The organism is Secundilactobacillus malefermentans, assembly GCF_008033155.1.
Classification (GTDB): domain Bacteria; phylum Bacillota; class Bacilli; order Lactobacillales; family Lactobacillaceae; genus Secundilactobacillus; species Secundilactobacillus malefermentans.
The window spans coordinates 1,654,182-1,672,521 of the sequence record NZ_CP042371.1; the positions used below are offsets into that span (position 1 = coordinate 1,654,182).

Consider the following 18,340-nt stretch of genomic DNA (forward strand, 5'->3'; position numbering starts at 1 on the left):
TCGATTGAGAATTGGTCTTTTTGGGGGGAAGGGGGAAAGCGAAGTCCGTTTCTTTTGGTATTTAAGGATTGACGGGTTGGGTGATTCATTATTGAAACAACAAAAAAGCCGTTCTCAACAGTAAAGATAATCTGTTGGGAACAGCTATATTATAAGTGATTGGGTATACTGGGATCGAACCAGTAAATTACGGATTCAGAGTCCGTTGCCTTACCATTTGGCGAATACCCAATGAATATTAAGTCATCTGACATTTAATAATATTATCTTGTTTGGTTTATCATGTCAATACTTGAATGAACATTCAGAAGTGAGTTTTGAAATTCATTGTATTTTTAACCGATTGTTCATTTTTTATTCAGGTAACTAGTTGACTTTATCGCTAAATTATAGTAATTTATTATTTGTACTGAAATTTACCATTGCCCGCTGGTCAAATTGGTTAAGACGCAGCCCTCTCAAGGCTGAGTTATGGGTTCGATCCCCATGCGGGTGATAAATAGCGTCACATAGGCTTTTGTAGCGATTCTGCTGCAAAAGCTTTTTTTATAAAATTTTTCAATTGACAACTACGAACGTATGTTTGATAATTGGTTTAGAAATTAATTGAATAAATGTGACAGAAGCCTTCTGCGAATAGCCTTGTGGTAATAAGTCAAGAAGGTGATAAGCCTGAAAGCCCGTAAAATTTGTTAATTTAGAGCATATCTACCCCAGCCCGCTGAAAGTAAGAATTTCACCGAGCTACGCTCGTTTCCGTTATCGTCATTTATTCAGCTATACCAGTTTCTGGTGGTACGTAAAGTTGATTATTTCGAATTAGAACGTCTACTAATCTAACCAACTTACGTGCTGTTAAAACGGCAGCTCGTTTGTGACGATACTTAGGAACCTCTTTATATTTTTTTTGATAGTAACGTTGGAATGTTGGATCGTAACGTCTTACTGAGTTGGCAGCTTCAACTAAGTAGTAACGTAGATATTGGTTACCCTTACGGGTACGAGGAGTGGATTGCCGGATACTAGTTCCTGATTCATGTGGCATCCAAGCTAAGCCAGCATATTTAGCAATGTGACTTTCATTTGGAAAACGAGTTATTTGACCAATTTCGGATACAATACCCGCCGCAAATACGGCACCGATTCCAGGAATACTAGTGAGACATTTGATTTCGGTAATTTGCACTGAAAGTTGTTGAATTGATTTATCGAGCTTTGTAATTTGTGCTTGAAGTGTACGAATAATTTCAGCATAAACCGCCAGAATTGAATCTACTGATTCAGTAACTGCTTTAGATAGTCGATAGGAAGACCGAACGGCCTTCTTAATGGCTTTAGCTACTTCTTCTGGATTACCAAATTTACCATGACCTAGCTGTTGTAATTTAACAGCTAACTGATCTAGTGGCATTGCAGCAGCTTCATCTAGACTTAGTTCTTCATCAGTAATTAAAGACATCATCGTCGAACCAAAAACAGATGTGGGTAGTGTTTGATCTAAGGTATTGCAGCGATAGTAGAGATTATTTAAAAATTGATTTTTAGCATCTACTAGTTGATGAATAAGATGATACCGTTCCCTGGTTAAGCGTTGTAATGCCATATATTTTTCCTGACGCACAACTGATGTTCCCAATGGTTTCACACGAATTAATTCGGCTAACTGTTTTGCATCTACCTCGTCGGTTTTACCATCATCAAACAATTCACTAAAATGATGAGAAGTGTAAGGATTAATGGTAATAACCTCGAGCTGATTTTTTTGTAACTCTTGGTCTTCAGACAGAAACGTAGTTGGATGAAAATTATAGACAGAAGTTGCCTCCATACCAACGATTACCTTTTGGTAATCCGATAATTTGGTTTCTGCAAGAATAGCTTGTTTGATTTGAGAAGCACCGTTTAAATCATTACTTGCCTCATCCTGAAATAGGCATTGGTCATCTGAGTTAATTGCACAATAACTTAGATTAAGTTTACCAACGTCAATACCAATAAATAAGTTCATGGGATAGGACCTCCTTTCACTTTTATTTGATTGAATAAGCTTAGGTGCTGCATGATGTTCCCTAATTACAATTCTACGGGCATCCTCGCAATATAAGTAGACTAGACAGAAACTAATTTAGCTGCGTTTTCACGCGAGTGAAAACAAATCAATTCAGTCACTACAGCTTGTGGTTTGCGGTTGTTCGAATTGCCTGGGCGGCATGCTATTAAAGCAGATTAAACTGCAGGAGGAATTAAGCCTATACCAGTTGGACCTAAATCCAATGAACAACTAGAGAATATCACGCAACATCTAAACATTGAACAAAAAACTAAAAGATATTAATTTTAATAATACGAGGAAGGAATGAGTATGATGGATGAAAAAAATGAAACAGAAGCAGAGGTGGCACGCAGAGAGGCAAAGCTAATTTATGATCGATTGGTTCCATTATTTGACGCGCGAGTGAACCGGACGCAATATTGGCTTTCCGTAACTAACGAAAGTTTTGAAGGAAAAATAAATTTTTTCTTTAATTCTAAGGCTGCTCGTCAGCGAAAACGGTCAATTCCATTGCACTCTATTGAATCCAGTTATGACAATCTCGTGTTTTTGGAATTAGTTTTGCATGAGTTACGGAAGAAGACGTTACTAACAATTGATTTTTTAGGTTTTGAAGACAAAAGATGGCCTTCGGATGATTCTCACATTGAACAAAAACGAGATCACTTAGAAACTTAAGTTGGATTTAAGAAAGCTGCTTTATGGACATTGAAATTGAAATCCTTTTGAAAGTAGAATAGGGTTAGAATATTAGCAAAGGAAGTGGTCTCGTGTATCTGAAAACAACTGAACTAATCAAACGGCTTGTCGACGATGGGACCGTACCCGGAGTTTCATATGCCATGGTTAATTTGCAACGGAACGATTTGACAACAAACATCTATGGGCGTGAGGCGCTGATTCCTAATATTGAAGACTTGAAAGAAAATCAGCTTTATGATGTTGCTTCACTGACGAAAGTAGTTGGGACGACTAATGTTATTCTACAGTTGCTTGAAAGCAATAAGTTAACCTTAGAAGATTCTATCAGTGACTATTTACCAGAGTGGCAGTATCCTCAAGTCACTATTCGTCACTTATTGACGCATACATCTGGAATTACTGGCTATATTAAGAATCGTAATCAATTGCCTAAGGCGCAATTGATTGAGGCCCTTTTAAAGTTACACATTGGCGATGATTTTAATAAAAAGATGACCTATAGCGACATTAATTTTATTTTCTTGGGGTGGATTGCTGCATCAATTTTGGGGCGTCCAATTCAAACGTTAGTTACGAATAGGGTATTGCGGCCACTAGAGATGAATTCAAGCACGTTTAATCCAACGAATGTACAAGAATGTGTCCCAACTGAAAATTCGCCAACTAGGGGACTAATAAGGGGCACCGTGCACGATCCAAAAGCACACATACTAAAGATGGATTGTGGCTCTGCCGGATTATTTTCAACAAAAACGGATTTAATCAAGGTTGCCACTCAAATGATGAATGATGATGAAACACTATTAAAAAATTCAACGAAGAAATTGTTGATGCAGAATCACGCACCAGGGATTACCCAGCGGTCACTTGGCTGGGCACTCATTAAGTCTCACACGAATGATCACCACAATTGCATTTGGCATTCAGGTTTTACCGGGACATTTATGATTATTGATCGGCAAGAACAGCAGGCGATGATCTTCCTGTCAAATCGAATTCATCCGAATAGTCCAAATGAACCATTTCTTGATCGACGAAATGAAATAATTCAAAGCTATTTAACTGAAAAAGAGCAATAAAAATGGTCTACCAAAAATAATTGGTAGACCATTTTTTTAAAACGTTGCTGGAATTGGCATTGAAGCAAGCTTTGAAAAATCTTGTTCTGGATATTTTCGTTGCAATGCGGCAACTAAAAGACGCTTAGCAATATTCCCATTTCTTGTCAAAATAGGTCCGTGAAAGTAGGAGCAGTAAACGTTTTTGTAAATTGCACCTTCCGTTTTATCTTCACCATTGTTTCCTTTACCGGAAAGGACGACGCCCAATGGCTTTTCATCTTTTCCTAAAAATGTGCGACCCTGATGATTTTCAAAACCGTGGTATTGCTCATCAAATTCTTGATTTTCAATAACGATATCACCGATGAAACGGTTATTATCTTGCGCAAGCGTGTAATGATCTAAAGCCCCAATTCCAGGGATCTTTTCACCATCAGCACCAACATAATAGTGACCTAAAAGTTGGTAACCCCCACAAATGGCGAGCACAGGACCATCATCTTCAATGAAGGCTGTGAGTGATTGCTTTTTATTCTGAATGTCTTTAGAAACAATGACTTGTTCGTAGTCTTGACCACCGCCAAAGAAGGCGAGGTCAAATTTACTGGCATCAAAGGGATCCTTTAAACTGACGATGCTAACGTTTAATTTAACGTCCATTTGCTCAGCATAGTAGTTGAGTGCCAAGATGTTGCCAACATCTCCGTACGTATTCATTAAGTCGCCATATAGATGAGCGACGTTTAATTCATAGGTCATATACTCATGCCCTCCTTAATGTATCCTTTGTTTGCGAGTTCTTTTCTTAGTTGTAGAACTGCCGTATAAGTTGCTAAAACGTAAATCTTTTCGGTTGGTAGTTGTGGAACCTTTTCAATAATCTTACTGAGGCTCGGTTCAACAATTAACTTATCCTGTGGAACACCGGCCACTTTGAGTCTGAAGGTAACGTCTTTATAACGTTCGCCTCCGGTCATAAAGGCTTTGATGTTAAGTTGAGGTAAGAGCTCGAAATTACCATCCCAAATCCAACTTGTATCAATACCATCTGCATAATTGGCGTTTAAGAGTGAAATGAATGAGAAGGGATCTTTTTCGGTGCTAATCATATCAAGAACCTGGTTCAAACCAACTGGATTCTTTACCAAAATCAAAGTAAGCTTTTTATCACCAACTGTAATTTCCTCTTGTCGACCAAAGACTTTTTTATCGCTTTCAAACGCTTTTGCAATTTGGGAAGAGGATACACCCATAAAGCGGCCAACGGCGTAGGCAGCCAAAGCATTGTAAATATTATACATGCCACCAATTTCAATTTTGTAAGGATGGTTATCGATCTCAAATTTCGAACTAGTAGGGGTTCGCTCGCCGAGTTTATTTAATGAATAAGTTAACTCAGGACGAGAAAAGCCACATTCCGGACAGTAATATTTACCAAGGTTGCTGTAGGTTAAAAATTTGTAGTGCAAAATATTTTGGCAAACGGGACAAAGAATGCCATCCGTGTTTGGTTTAGCCTTTAACTCGCCGTCAGGCTCATGATTAAAGCCGTAATAAACGATTGGATTTGGTAAATGCTTGGAATGAAAAATTGGTGCATCGCCATTTGCAATGATTGTGGCTTCTGGTGCCAAGGCAACACCGTTTAATATTTTTTGGTAAGTGGTGTAGATTTCACCGTAACGATCCATTTGATCCCTAAAAATATTTGTAAAAACAAATGCTTTAGGTTTGATGTACTTAGTTACTAGGACGATATTTGCTTCGTCGACTTCAAGGACGGCAACTGGTTTTGCGTCTTTGGTTTTTGGTGCTTCCAAAAAGGTGGTCACAATTCCCTGAATCATGTTTGACCCAGTTGGATTGGTTAATAAGCTTTGGTATTTTTGGCCAAGTACTCGGACGGTAAGTGCAGTTGTCAGTGTTTTTCCGTTCGTCCCAGTAATAATGATGACGTCATATTTAGATCCCAAATCCTTTAAAATTTCTGGATCCATTTTGACTGCAAGTTTACCAGGTAATGAACTTCCCCCTTTAAAGAAAGTATGTAAAAACCAGTAAGATGATCGCCCGACAAAACTTGCGAGTCCACTTCTCAATGACATATGATTGTTCCTCCAAATAAGTTACAAAATTAAGTTTCAAATTAACATTTCAAATTTATATTTTAGCATGATTTTCCTGCTTTACCGAATACAAAGAGTTAGCTTATGAAATTCCTAGCATTTTGAGTTAATAAATAGTAATGAAATTTACTAGTAAATCCGCTATAATGGACAGGAAACTGGAAAGAAAGAGTGGCGTTGATCAGTGGCTCAGTTATTTTTTAAATATGGTGCAATGAATAGTGGTAAAACAATCGAAATTTTAAAAGTTGCTCATAACTATGAGGAACAAAATAAGCCAGTCATTATTATGACGAGTGGCGTTGATAATCGAACTGGAGTCGGAATGGTAGCAAGTCGAATTGGTCTTGAGCGAAAGGCGCATCCAATATTTGATGAAACTAATATTTATGATGAAGTCAAAAAAATTAACCCCAATGCCAATTGCATCCTGATTGATGAAGCGCAATTTCTGAAAAAGGCGCATGTTTTAGAATTGGCTAAAATTGTTGACGAGCTTCATATTCCAGTTATGACCTTTGGACTTAAGAACGATTTTAGAAATGAATTGTTCGAGGGCTCCGAATATTTGTTGCTATATGCAGACAAAATTGAAGAAATGAAGACGATTTGCTGGTTCTGTACCAAAAAAGCCATTATGAATTTACGCTTTCACGATAATAAACCGGTTTACGAAGGCGAACAGGTTCAAATTGGCGGTAATGAAGCTTACTACCCAGTTTGCCGGCGCCATTACAATAATCCACCAATTGATATGCTAGGGAAATGAGGAATTAAGACAACATGGACGAAATGTTCGAAAAATTACAGGCAGTTGCAGACCGTTACGATGAATTGAATGAATTAATCAGTGATCCTGAGATTATTGCTGATACTCAGCGTTTTATGAAACTCTCAAAAGAAGAGGGCGAGTTACGCGAAACTGTCGAAAAATATAATCAATATAAAAAAGTTACCGAGCAGATTAAAGAGAACAATGAACTTCTCCGAGAAAAGCTTGATGATGATATGGATGCACTTGTCAAAGAAGAGTTGAAAGAACAAGAAGCAGAAAAGACAAGTCTTGAAGATGAAATCAAGATTTTACTACTACCAACCGATCCTAATGATGATAAAAATATCATTATGGAAATCCACGGTGCAGCTGGTGGTGACGAGGCCAGTCTATTTGCGGTAGACCTATTTAATATGTATACCAAATATGCTGAAAAGCAAAATTGGACGGTTGAAGTCATTGATAAGAGCGAAACTGAAGTCGGCGGTTTTAAGGAAATTGTTCTGATGATAACCGGTAACAAAGTCTATTCAAAGCTCAAATACGAAAATGGTGCTCATCGAGTTCAACGGATTCCAGTAACTGAGTCGGCTGGACGGGTACATACGTCTACGGCAACCGTTGGTGTAATGCCTGAAGCAGAAGATGTTGATATCGATATTGATCCTAAAGACATTCGGACAGATGTCTACCGGTCATCAGGTGCTGGTGGTCAGCATATCAATAAAACGTCATCAGCTGTCAGAATGACCCATTTACCTACTGGAATTGTAGTTGCCATGCAGGATGAACGTTCACAGCAACAAAACCGTGTAAAAGCAATGAAAATTTTACGAGCACGGGTTTACGATTATTATCAACAGCAGGAAACGGATGCGTATGATGCAGAACGTAAGTCAGCCGTGGGTTCGGGTGATCGTTCAGAACGAATTAGAACCTACAATTACCCTCAAAACCGAGTAACTGATCATCGAATCGGGTTAACACTCAATAAACTAGATAGAATTATGAATGGCGAATTAGAGGAAGTTATTGATGCATTAATACTTTCGGATCAAGCAGCCAAATTGGAGAACTTGAAGAATGAGTAATCCGACCTACTTTGAAGCCCTGAAATGGGCTTCTTTGTTTATAAAAAAGCATCAATTAGAGGAAGAATCCGGGAAATTTTTACTGCTTGAAAGACAGCAATGGCGTGAAACTGACTTATTAAAACGGTATCAAGACGAAATGCCTGACGCTATTTTTTTACAGTTTAAGCAAGATGTCCAAAGATATAGTGAGGGAATCCCAGCTCAATACGTTATTGGCAGCGCACCATTTTACGGACGTACTTTCAAGGTCAACCAAGATGTTCTCATTCCGAGACCGGAAACTGAAGAATTAGTTGAATGGATTTTGATGGACAATCAGCAGGTTGACGATATATCAGTGTTAGATGTTGGAACAGGTAGCGGCGCCATTGGTCTCTCCGTTAAGGCTGAACAACCAAATTGGCAAGTGACGGTGACTGACATTTCAGCGGAAGCCCTTAAAGTGGCTGAGGAGAATAGTAATCAGTTAAAGTTGCAAGTTGAATTACTAAAGGGTGACTTACTTGAGCCGGTGAGGGGAAGAACCTTTGATATTATTGTTTCAAATCCACCGTACATTGCTGCAGATGAAGTTCGTTTGATGGATCAAAGCGTCATTGATTACGAACCTAAAATGGCATTATTCGCAGAGCATAATGGCTTGCAAATCTATGAACGACTCGCAGAGGCCCTAAAACAAAAAAAGGTGAAGACGAAAGCGCTATATTTAGAAATTGGGTTTAAACAGGCGAAAGCTGTCAAACAAATTTTTGTGGAAGCCTTTCCGCTTGCAAGGGTTACAGTAAAAAAAGATATGGAGAACCATGACCGAATGGTTCGCGTTGACTTTGAAGGGAGCATTAATGATGAAAACGGAAATTTATAAAACAGATCAAATAAAAGAAGCTGCAGCGCAATTAAAGCAGGGGAACCTGGTGTCCTTTCCAACGGAGACGGTATACGGATTAGGTGCGGATGCAACCAATGTTGAAGCAGTCAAACAGGTTTACGCAGCGAAGGGACGACCAAGTGATAATCCGCTAATTGTGCATGTTGCAGATGTTCAAACGGTCGAGAAATATGCACTTCCACTTTCTGAGAAGGCGCAAAAATTGATTAAAACATTTTGGCCAGGACCGCTGACATTAATTTTTAAGCTGAAACCAGGTGCATTATCATCCCACGTTACGGGTGGTTTGGAGACAGCGGCATTCAGGATGCCAGCAAGTGAAGCAACGCTTTCTTTAATAAGGGAAGCCGGAGTTCCATTGGTTGGTCCTTCAGCTAATACGTCAGGGAAACCAAGTCCAACTTTAGCCATGCACGTTTACCACGATTTAAAAGGTAAGATTGCCGGTATTTTGGATGATGGTCCCACAAAATTTGGTGTTGAATCAACCGTTTTGGATATGTCTACGGACACCCCCACGGTCTTGCGTCCTGGTGCCCTTAGTATCGAACAGTTGGAATCAGTTATTGGTGAAGTTGTTTCTAATAAGCATCACGTTGGTCTAACGGAAGTTCCAAAGGCACCGGGAATGAAGTACAAACACTATGCTCCTAGTGCCCAAGTGTACGTTGTTGATAGCCCAAGTGATTTTAAAATTGCACTTGAATGGGCCGGCAAGCAGCCATATAAAGTAGGATTAATGGTAACTGAAAAATTATATAAGGGCTTTGATTTACCCCAAAACGTTGAGTTCTTCTCGTTGGGGCAGGATGTCCAAACTGCTAGTCATTTACTTTTTGCAGGGCTCAGAAAATTCGATGACGAACCAGAAATAAAAGTTATTTTAACGGAAGCGTTTGATGCAAACGGGATTGGGGTTGCCTATATGAATCGGTTAAACAAATCCGCAGGTCAAACCCACTTTAATGTAAATAAAATTAACTAACATATACCTATACAGACGATATGCCAATTTGATAAAATCAAGCTAACTAATAGAAGGGGGTCGATTATATGAATTATCAAGACCAAGACCCAGAAGTATGGCAAGCAATTGCGGACGAACAGCAAAGACAGGAACAGAACATCGAGCTTATTGCTTCGGAAAATATTGTTTCACCAGCAGTTAGAGCAGCACAAGGCTCAGTTTTAACCAATAAGTACGCTGAAGGATATCCAAGAAAGCGATACTATGGTGGCACTCAATTTGTTGATGTTGTTGAGCAGCTTGCCATTGATCGCGCAAAGCAACTATTTGGTGCTGAGTATGCAAATGTGCAGCCTCATTCAGGTTCACAGGCAAATGAAGCGGTTTATGCTGCATTTTTAAAACCTGGTGATACTATTCTGGGGATGGGCCTTGATGCGGGTGGCCATTTAACGCATGGTGCTAAGGTCAGTTTTAGTGGTAAAATTTATAATTCATATAGTTACGGCCTTAACCCTGATACAGAACTGTTAGATTTTGATATGATTTTAGATTTGGCAAAAGAGGTCAAGCCCAAGTTAATTGTGGCGGGGGCCTCTGCGTATAGCCGGATTATTGATTGGAAAAAGTTTAGAGTGGTGGCAGATGAAGTTGGTGCTTATTTGATGGTTGATATGGCGCACGTTGCAGGACTAGTAGCTGCTGGGTTGCATCCCAACCCAGTTGGAATTGCGGATGTCGTGACCACTACCACACATAAAACACTAAGAGGGCCTCGTGGAGGACTCATTTTATCTCAAGAAAAGTACGCTAAACAGATTAACTCAGCTGTCTTCCCAGGAACTCAGGGAGGACCGTTGGAACATGTAATAGCTGGGAAAGCAATTGCATTTGGTGAAGATCTTAAGCCAGCTTTCACCGAATATAGCCGTCAAATCATTAAAAACGCAAAGGCGATGGCGGAGGTGTTTGAGTCATCGGGCACCGTTCGGGTCATCTCTGGTGGAACTGATAATCATTTAATGACAATTGATGTTAGTCAGACCGGATTAAATGGGAAACAAGTTCAAGAGCTACTCGATTCAATCCAAATTACGACGAATAAGGAAGCAATTCCTAATGAAAAACTGAGTCCATTTAAGACTTCAGGAATACGACTCGGGACGCCGGCCATTACGACGCGAGGATTTGATGAAGTAGATAGTAAAGCAGTTGCACACATCATTTTGAAGGCTATTCAGGCCCGCGATGATGAAGCAAAATTAGCAGCCTTACATCAAGAAGTTCTGGAACTAAGTAAAAAGCATCCGATTGAGGCATATGTCCAACCAGTTATATTTGAAAAATAATGGATAAATTGGTCAATTTCTTTTAAATTTAAACCACTCACTTCGTATGTAAATGGTACAATAGAAAGAAATACCAAGGGAGTGTCTATAATGGGTAAGTTTCAAGTGCTAGATCATCCGTTAATTCAACATAAGTTGACGATTATTCGAAATAAGAATTGCGGTACAAAAGTGTTTCGGGAAGTCGTTGACGAAATTGCTACTTTGATGGCGTATGACGTTGCGAGGGATATGCCCCTCGAAAACGTCGAGATTGAAACGCCAATTGGAAAAACAACGGTTAAGACACTTGCCGGGAAAAAAGTGGCAATTGTGCCAATCCTTCGAGCAGGAATTGGTATGGTAGACGGAATTTTGGAACTTATTCCAGCTGCTAAGGTTGGTCATATCGGAATGTATCGTGATGAAAAGACATTAAAGCCACACGAATATTTTGTGAAATTGCCATCTGATATTGATCAGCGTCAGGTTTATGTGGTTGATCCAATGCTTGCAACTGGTGGATCAGCTATCATGGCAATTGATGCTTTGAAGAAGCGCGGGGCAACCAGCATTAAATTTATGTGTCTAGTTTCTGCTCCAGAAGGTGTTAAGGCACTGCAAGAAGCTCATCCAGATATAGATATCTATACGGCTGCATTAGATGAAAAGCTAAATGAAGACGGATATATTGTCCCTGGACTTGGGGATGCGGGAGACCGATTATTCGGTACAAAATAAATATGGAGTGGCTGGGACAAAAGTCCTAATCTAAAATAAAAGAACCAGGAATTCGAATTTGAATTCCTGGTTCTTTCATTTTATGTAGGCACGGTGTGCCCAAATCTGTTAATCTTAAATCACCACAAAATAAGAAAGTTGGTGCCCACCGTGTATAAACATTATAACAATAACCAAACCATATTAACATTTCCAATTGAATTTAAAATTAATCCCAATCATATTGTCGTTTCAATTAGTGATTTTGTAGATAGTATTCCCACTGAAATTCTGTATCCGGATGCTGACAAGTTTGGGCGACCAAAATATTCGCCAGCGATGATGATGAAACTCCTATTATTTGCTTATATGCGTCATACGTTTTCTGGCCGTGCTATCCAAGAAATGGCAGAGGAAAACCTACCAATGAAGTGGTTAATTGGTAATCCGGACGAAGTCCCAAGTTATCGGAGCATTAATCGCTTTCGAATTTCACAAGTAGCAAAAGGGATTATCAAAAAAATGTTTCTTCAATTTCATGAACAATTAAGTGCATATGGTTTAGTAGATGACGAATCGTTATTTATTGATGGCACAAAGATTGTCGCAGATGCCAATAAATACTCCTTTGTTTGGCGAAAAAGCGTCGAACGAAATGATGCCAAGTTAGAGGAAAAAGCTAGCGCCTTATTTGATGACATGATTCAAGAAAAGGTTAATCTAGCAACTGATGCCGAAGGCACTTTGGCGAAGTTAGATCATGCAGAACGTGAATTAGAACATGATATTGATGACCTCGATCAGAAAATTAGTGCAGAAAAAGTCATTAAAGGTGGCTCGCCATCAAAGCAACGACGAAGAAAACTAAAACATTTTAAGCATATTATTACTTCGGATTTAAAGCCTCGGAAGCAAAAATATGAAGATTATCTTGAAATTCTGGGAAACCGAAACAGTTTTTCTAAGACTGATCATGATGCAACCTTTATGCGAATGAAGGAAGATCCAATGCAAAATGGTCAATTAAAACCAGGATATAACTTACAGATTGGTACTCAAAATCAATTTGTCCTATTTTATGATTTGAATCAACGGCCAGCTGACCAAAGAACGCTAGTCCCATTTTTGAATCAAGTCCAACAAAGAAAGGCCACGTTCCGTTACGTAGTAGCGGATGCAGGTTATGGTAGTGAACCAAATTATGACTTTGTTTTAAAGGATTTTAAAGCGACGCCACTTATTCCCTATACAATGTATTTAAAAGAACAATCCAAGAAGTATAAAAATGATGCCAATAAGGTTATGAATTGGACCTATGATAACGCAACTGACAGTTTCACTGATCAGCATCATATTCAATTCTCCTTTAAACAAGTCTATAACAGGACTGATAAGTATGGGTTTCAGCGGACCATTCGAAAATATGAAGCCAATCAATACGAGGATCCCGAAGGTTATCACTATTCGATTACGGAAAGGGGTAACCAACGGTCAATCCAAATAAATCCGCATTGGGAAATGGAAAAAAGATTAATTAGAGTTAAGCTTTCAAGTAAGACAGGTGCTTCAATTTACGCAAAGCGTAAAATTGAAGTTGAGCCAGTTTTTGGTAACTTGAAGGCTAATTTGGCGTTCAAACGCTTATCAGTCAGAGGGTTAGAAAAAGCCAAAAATGAATTGGGGATCATTTTAATGGCCGGAAACTTAAAGAAGATGATGAAAATCATCCTTTCAAGTCGTCAGCAGAGTCAAAAAAGTAGTTGGAAAAACTTAGTGAATAAGTTTTTCCAACTACTTTTTTATTCAGAGGTCAGTTTTGTCCCAGCCACTTTTTATATAGGAAGAAAGCAAATTTTGCCGTTCTAAATTTTCTGTAAGATTACTTTGTATTTTTATTAAATCGGTGGTATGATTTCTTGTGTATTTCGAATGCGAAGTAACAGGACACATTCACTACTAGTGCATTTTGATCTAATGATTGTTTAATCAGGTTGATCAGGGTTGGCACTATATTTGCTTGTGAAAAGAGGTGATTTTCTGTGGGTGATCCATCTTCAGTTCCAACCTTTAAGTTTTTAGGCTTAACGTTTAACGCCGGTAACGTTATTTCCGGATTAATTGCCTTTATCATAGTCTTTTTATTAGTTTTTGCGTTATCACGAAAGCTGACAATGAAACCGGGTAAGGGTCAAAACGTTTTGGAATGGATAATTGATTTCACTAACGGAATTTTGAAGGGCCAAATACCCGGAAACGAGGCTTCAGCTTTTGGTCTTTATGGATTTACGCTGTTTCTGTTTTTGTTTGTTTCCAACGAACTAGGTCTGTTTATTCAGATTGCAGTTGGTGGGAAGGATTATGTTAAAAGTCCGACGTCGGACCCGATGATTACGTTAACGTTCTCGCTTGCAACGATAATGTTAGCTCAGTTTGCGGGTGTCGCTAAGTTGGGTTACAAGCAACATTTTCGAAATTACTTGAAGCCATTTGTTTTTTGGCTACCAATTAGTATTTTTGAAGAGTTTACAAACTTTTTAACTTTAGGTCTTCGTATTTTCGGAGTTATTTATTCCGGCGAAATGTTGCTGAAGATTATTGGACAAATGGCATTTTCTCATGGAATTGCAACATTGATTGTTTCAGTTCCGATTGAAATGATTTGGCAAGGATTCTCCTTATTCCTTGGTGCAATTCAAGCTTATGTCTTCTTGACATTGTCATCAGTTTACATTTCACGAAAACTTGAAGCTGAGTAATGATTTATAAAAACTATTATTTTTAGGAGGAAACAATTATTATGGGAGCTATTGCTGCAGGAATTGCTATGTTTGGTGCCGCCGTTGGTGGTGGTATCGGTGATGCTATCGTTATTTCAAAGATGTTAGAGGGTATGGCACGCCAACCAGAATTATCAGGTCAATTACGTTCAAACATGTTCATCGGTGTTGGTCTTGTTGAAGCTATGCCGATTATTGCTTTCGTTGTCGCATTGTTAGTTATGAACAAGTAATTTCATTTTTAACTTGTGAGTCATAAATCGAAAGTAAAGGAGGTGTCAATAGATGCTCGCACATTTAACCATTGTTCCAGGCGTGGGTCTTGCCCTTGGTGATATGTTATTTTATGCAATTTGTTTCATTATTTTAATGTGGTTAATCAAGCTTGTTGCTTGGAAGCCTGTTAATAAGATGATGCAAGATCGAGCAGATAAAATAGCAAATGACATTGACTCCGCAGAACAGTCTCGAACAGATGCTGCTAAACTTGCTGCTCAACGTCAAGAAGCACTTGCAAATTCTCATAAAGAAGCTTCTTCAATCGTTAGCGATGCAAAGCAACAGGGTCAACAAACTCGTACTAGTTTACTAGCTGATGCACAATCTGACGTTCAGACATTAAAGTCAAATGCTCAAAAGGATATCGAGCAGGAGCGCCAGGATGCTTTATCTAATGCAAAGAATGATGTAGCTGATCTATCTATTGAGATTGCTTCCAAGATCATTCATAAAGAATTAAACGCTAATGATCAAAAAGCATTGATCGATTCTTATATCGAAGGGTTGGGGAAGCACAATGAGTCTTGATGAAATGACAGTAGCTAAACGTTATTCAAAAGCGCTCTTTGAAGTGCTTGTTGAAAACGAGGAACTTGAATCTGGCTACGAAGAATTAAAGCAAATTCGCCTTGTCTTTCAGGACAACCCACAGCTTAGTTCCGTTTTAACCAACGCCACGCTGGCTGAGTCTGAACGTAAAAGTTTAATTGCACCTTTTATTGAAGGGGCAACTTCAAAGTACGTTAAGAATCTCATTCAGATGACGTTTGATTATGGTCGGATAAACTATCTCGTTTCAATTATTAATCAGTTTGAGATTTTATATAATGAGAAGAATCATACGATTCATGCAGACGTTATTACTGCAGTCGCAATTGATGATGCTCAAGAAAAACGTCTTGCTGATGAATTTGGCAAACGAGTTGGAGCAGAAAAAGTAATTCTTAATAGTAAGGTTGACGAAGATATCTTAGGTGGCGTGATTATGAAATCTGCTGGTAAGATTTTTGATGGTAGCTTACAAACTAAGCTAAATCAGATTCGCCGAACATTATTAGGATAAAGCATATCTAATAAAGAGGTGAAACTTTTATGAGCATTAAAGCTGAGGAAATCAGTGCTCTAATTAAGCAACAATTAGAAAACTACAAAGATGAGCTCTCAGTTGAAGAAACTGGTACGGTTACCTATGTTGGTGATGGTATTGCCAGAGCTCATGGTCTCGAAAACGCATTAGCTGGTGAATTACTAGAGTTTAGTAACGGGGTTTATGGAATGGTTCAAAACCTTGAAAGCAATGACGTTGGTATCGTTGTTCTTGGTGATTTCACAAAAATCACAGAAGGCGATATTGTTAAGAGAACTGGCAGAATCATGGAAGTTCCAGTTGGAGACGCCATGATTGGTCGGGTTGTCAATTCTTTAGGACAACCTGTTGATGGTAAGGGTGACATTAATACAGACCATACTCGACCTGTCGAGAAAAAGGCGCCTGGTGTTATGGACCGTCAATCAGTTTCTGAACCATTACAAACTGGTATGAAGGCGATTGATTCGCTTGTTCCTATTGGTCGTGGTCAACGTGAATTAATCATTGGTGACCGTAAGACTGGTAAAACAACGGTTGCGATTGATACGATTATTAATCAAAAAGACCAAGACATGATTTGTATCTATGTTGCGATTGGTCAAAAAGACTCAACTGTTCGATCACAGGTCGAAACGTTACGTCGTTATGGTGCAATGGATTACACAATTGTTGTGACTGCTGGGCCATCTGAGCCCGCTCCATTGCTCTATATTGCACCTTATTCTGGTGCTGCCATGGGTGAGGAATTCATGTACAATGGCAAACACGTTTTGATCGTCTATGATGACCTTTCAAAGCAAGCTGACGCATATCGTGAGCTTTCATTGATTCTTCGTCGTCCTCCTGGTCGTGAAGCTTATCCTGGTGATATCTTCTATACCCACTCACGTTTACTTGAACGAGCTGCAAAGCTTAGTGATAAATTGGGTGCAGGATCGATGACCGCATTACCTATTATTGAAACTAAAGCTGGAGACGTTTCAGCCTACATTCCAACCAACGTTATCTCAATTACTGATGGTCAGATCTTCTTGGATAGTGATTCATTCTATTCTGGAATTCGTCCAGCGATTGATGCCGGTACTTCTGTATCCCGTGTTGGTGGTGATGCCCAGGTTAAGGCAATGAAGAAGGTTGCCGGAACATTACGTTTGGATCTTGCTTCATATCATGAACTTGAATCCTTTGCGCAATTTGGTTCTGACTTAGATGCAGCAACACAAGCAAAGCTTAATCGTGGAGCTCGTACTGTTGAAGTTCTAAAGCAACCACTTCATTCACCACTGTCAGTTTCTAAACAAGTTTTGATTTTGTTTGCACTGACAAACGGCTTCTTGGATAAAATTCAAGTAGAAGATATTTTGACTTTCCAAGATGGTTTGTTTGATTACTTCGATGGTTCTCACAAGGATCTGTTGGATGAAATTGCAACCACTGGTCAGTTACCAGATACAGATAAGCTAAAAGCAGCTGTTCAAGAATTTTCTGATACCTTCCAAGGTTCAGCAAGTTCAGAAGAAGATGCTAAAGCTGCCAAATAAAGTAGTTGGGAAGGATGGTGAATAATAATGGCTGAATCAATTAGCGATGTTCAACATCGCATTGCCTCAACTAAAAACACAAGACAAATTACGACCGCTATGCAAATGGTCCAGACGTCTAAATTGAATCAGATTCAGAAGTCAGCCATTGGCTATCAGGATTATGTGTCCCGAGTAAAGGCCGTTGTAATGCACCTTGCCAAGTCCCAGCTATTGAATGATGCTTCTAGTGATTTACAATCTGATCGTCCAATTAAGAAAATTGGATTTTTGGTTGTAACTTCAGATCGTGGCATGGTTGGTAGTTATAATAGTAATGTTATTCGTGATACAAATCAGTTTATAGAAGAGCACCAAAAGGACACAAAGGATTATGTCATTTTGGCAGTTGGTGGAACCGGAGCAGATTTCTATAAGAAACGTGGCGAAAACGTTGCTTACGAATACCGCGGCGTTAGCGATATTCCGACCTTTAATGAGGTTCGAGAAATTGTCAAAACGGTAACTAACATGTATGAAAATGGTGAATTTGATGAACTTTACGTTTGTTATGACCATTTTGTAAACAGAATATCTTCTACTTTTCGTGGTGAAAAAATGCTTCCTGTTGATCAGGAATCACTCGGAACCGCTGATTCAGAAGAATCTGATGTACATCAATTGGCTACGTCTTATGATGTAGAGCCTTCAGTAGAAGAGGTGCTCAAAGTTGTGTTGCCCCAGTATTCTGAAAGCTTAATATTCGGCGCAATCCTTGACGCTAAGACTGCAGAGCACGCTTCAAGTTCAACTGCAATGAAGTCAGCCTCTGATAATGCGACTGACTTAATTGGTCAATTGGAATTACGATATAACAGAGCAAGACAAGCTGCTATTACGACTGAAATCACCGAAATTACTGGTGGTCAAGAAGCATTAAATCAATAATGAACGGGAGG

At 39.1% G+C, this 18,340-nt stretch carries 17 protein-coding genes, 2 tRNA genes and 1 pseudogene; 16 read left to right on the forward strand and 4 right to left on the reverse strand.

From position 1 onward, the window contains the following. Window positions 1-159 precede the first annotated feature (159 nt). Window positions 160-231, reverse strand: a tRNA-Gln gene (locus tag FGL90_RS08055). A gap of 192 nt (window positions 232-423) precedes the next feature. Here FGL90_RS08055 and FGL90_RS08060 point away from each other — a divergent pair. Beyond that, window positions 424-496: transfer RNA gene (locus FGL90_RS08060), tRNA-Glu, on the forward strand. Window positions 497-769: 273 nt separating this feature from the next. Here the strand turns inward: FGL90_RS08060 and FGL90_RS08065 are convergent. Further along, window positions 770-2,008 (reverse strand): IS110 family RNA-guided transposase, encoded by a 1,239-nt coding sequence (locus tag FGL90_RS08065; protein ID WP_010620861.1) that lies wholly within the window; start codon window positions 2,006-2,008, stop codon window positions 770-772. Between the two features lie 354 nt (window positions 2,009-2,362). On the opposite strand from FGL90_RS08065, the gene FGL90_RS08070 reads away from it, so the two are divergent. Beyond that, window positions 2,363-2,731 carry a hypothetical protein gene (locus FGL90_RS08070; RefSeq protein ID WP_056973818.1) on the forward strand — a complete coding sequence of 123 codons (369 nt, stop codon included), beginning with the start codon at window positions 2,363-2,365 and terminating at the stop codon, window positions 2,729-2,731. 92 nt (window positions 2,732-2,823) lie between these two features. Next, the gene (locus FGL90_RS08075; RefSeq protein ID WP_010620634.1) at window positions 2,824-3,834 is read left to right on the forward strand and encodes a serine hydrolase domain-containing protein; all 1,011 of its coding nucleotides are present in this window, start codon (window positions 2,824-2,826) and stop codon (window positions 3,832-3,834) included. A gap of 36 nt (window positions 3,835-3,870) precedes the next feature. On the opposite strand, the gene FGL90_RS08080 is transcribed toward FGL90_RS08075, so the two are convergent. Together FGL90_RS08080 and FGL90_RS08085 are read right to left on the reverse strand one after the other, a co-directional pair. Further along, window positions 3,871-4,575: a type 1 glutamine amidotransferase gene (locus FGL90_RS08080; protein WP_010620635.1), complete on the reverse strand. Its 705-nt coding sequence runs from the start codon at window positions 4,573-4,575 to the stop codon at window positions 3,871-3,873. Continuing rightward, window positions 4,572-5,921 carry a Mur ligase family protein gene (locus tag FGL90_RS08085; protein WP_010620636.1) on the reverse strand — a complete coding sequence of 450 codons (1,350 nt, stop codon included), beginning with the start codon at window positions 5,919-5,921 and terminating at the stop codon, window positions 4,572-4,574. Before FGL90_RS08085 ends, FGL90_RS08080 begins: the two co-directional genes overlap by 4 nt. A gap of 205 nt (window positions 5,922-6,126) precedes the next feature. On the opposite strand from FGL90_RS08085, the gene FGL90_RS08090 reads away from it, so the two are divergent. From FGL90_RS08090 to FGL90_RS08150, 13 genes and pseudogenes are all read left to right on the forward strand, one after another. Further along, entirely contained in the window at window positions 6,127-6,711 is a 585-nt protein-coding gene (locus FGL90_RS08090; RefSeq protein WP_010620637.1) for a thymidine kinase, read from the forward strand. 14 nt (window positions 6,712-6,725) lie between these two features. Then, the gene (gene prfA / locus FGL90_RS08095; RefSeq protein WP_029327625.1) at window positions 6,726-7,808 is read left to right on the forward strand and encodes a peptide chain release factor 1; all 1,083 of its coding nucleotides are present in this window, start codon (window positions 6,726-6,728) and stop codon (window positions 7,806-7,808) included. After that, window positions 7,801-8,676, forward strand: a complete 876-nt coding sequence (prmC, locus tag FGL90_RS08100) for a peptide chain release factor N(5)-glutamine methyltransferase (RefSeq protein ID WP_010620639.1) — start codon at window positions 7,801-7,803, stop codon at window positions 8,674-8,676. The genes prfA and prmC overlap by 8 nt, the downstream gene beginning before the upstream one ends. Continuing rightward, window positions 8,657-9,685 carry an L-threonylcarbamoyladenylate synthase gene (locus tag FGL90_RS08105; RefSeq protein WP_010620640.1) on the forward strand — a complete coding sequence of 343 codons (1,029 nt, stop codon included), beginning with the start codon at window positions 8,657-8,659 and terminating at the stop codon, window positions 9,683-9,685. Before prmC ends, FGL90_RS08105 begins: the two co-directional genes overlap by 20 nt. 68 nt (window positions 9,686-9,753) lie before the next feature. Further along, complete coding sequence (glyA, locus tag FGL90_RS08110) at window positions 9,754-11,016, forward strand: serine hydroxymethyltransferase (protein WP_010620641.1); 1,263 nt, start codon at window positions 9,754-9,756, stop codon at window positions 11,014-11,016. A gap of 90 nt (window positions 11,017-11,106) precedes the next feature. Further along, window positions 11,107-11,736 carry a uracil phosphoribosyltransferase gene (gene upp / locus FGL90_RS08115; RefSeq protein ID WP_147657648.1) on the forward strand — a complete coding sequence of 210 codons (630 nt, stop codon included), beginning with the start codon at window positions 11,107-11,109 and terminating at the stop codon, window positions 11,734-11,736. Between the two features lie 150 nt (window positions 11,737-11,886). After that, window positions 11,887-13,428: pseudogene (locus FGL90_RS08120) on the forward strand (IS1182 family transposase); the annotation flags it as partial. A 326-nt stretch (window positions 13,429-13,754) separates the two neighbouring features. After that, complete coding sequence (atpB, locus tag FGL90_RS08125) at window positions 13,755-14,471, forward strand: F0F1 ATP synthase subunit A (RefSeq protein ID WP_147657652.1); 717 nt, start codon at window positions 13,755-13,757, stop codon at window positions 14,469-14,471. Window positions 14,472-14,512: 41 nt separating this feature from the next. Continuing rightward, complete coding sequence (atpE, locus tag FGL90_RS08130; protein WP_010620644.1) at window positions 14,513-14,725, forward strand: F0F1 ATP synthase subunit C; 213 nt, start codon at window positions 14,513-14,515, stop codon at window positions 14,723-14,725. A 52-nt stretch (window positions 14,726-14,777) separates the two neighbouring features. After that, complete coding sequence (gene atpF / locus FGL90_RS08135; protein ID WP_010620645.1) at window positions 14,778-15,299, forward strand: F0F1 ATP synthase subunit B; 522 nt, start codon at window positions 14,778-14,780, stop codon at window positions 15,297-15,299. Next, window positions 15,289-15,834, forward strand: a complete 546-nt coding sequence (atpH, locus tag FGL90_RS08140; RefSeq protein WP_010620646.1) for an ATP synthase F1 subunit delta — start codon at window positions 15,289-15,291, stop codon at window positions 15,832-15,834. Before atpF ends, atpH begins: the two co-directional genes overlap by 11 nt. A 29-nt stretch (window positions 15,835-15,863) precedes the next feature. Next, window positions 15,864-17,402 carry a F0F1 ATP synthase subunit alpha gene (gene atpA, locus FGL90_RS08145; RefSeq protein WP_010620647.1) on the forward strand — a complete coding sequence of 513 codons (1,539 nt, stop codon included), beginning with the start codon at window positions 15,864-15,866 and terminating at the stop codon, window positions 17,400-17,402. Window positions 17,403-17,429: 27 nt separating this feature from the next. Further along, complete coding sequence (locus FGL90_RS08150; protein ID WP_010620648.1) at window positions 17,430-18,329, forward strand: F0F1 ATP synthase subunit gamma; 900 nt, start codon at window positions 17,430-17,432, stop codon at window positions 18,327-18,329. Window positions 18,330-18,340 lie beyond the last annotated feature (11 nt).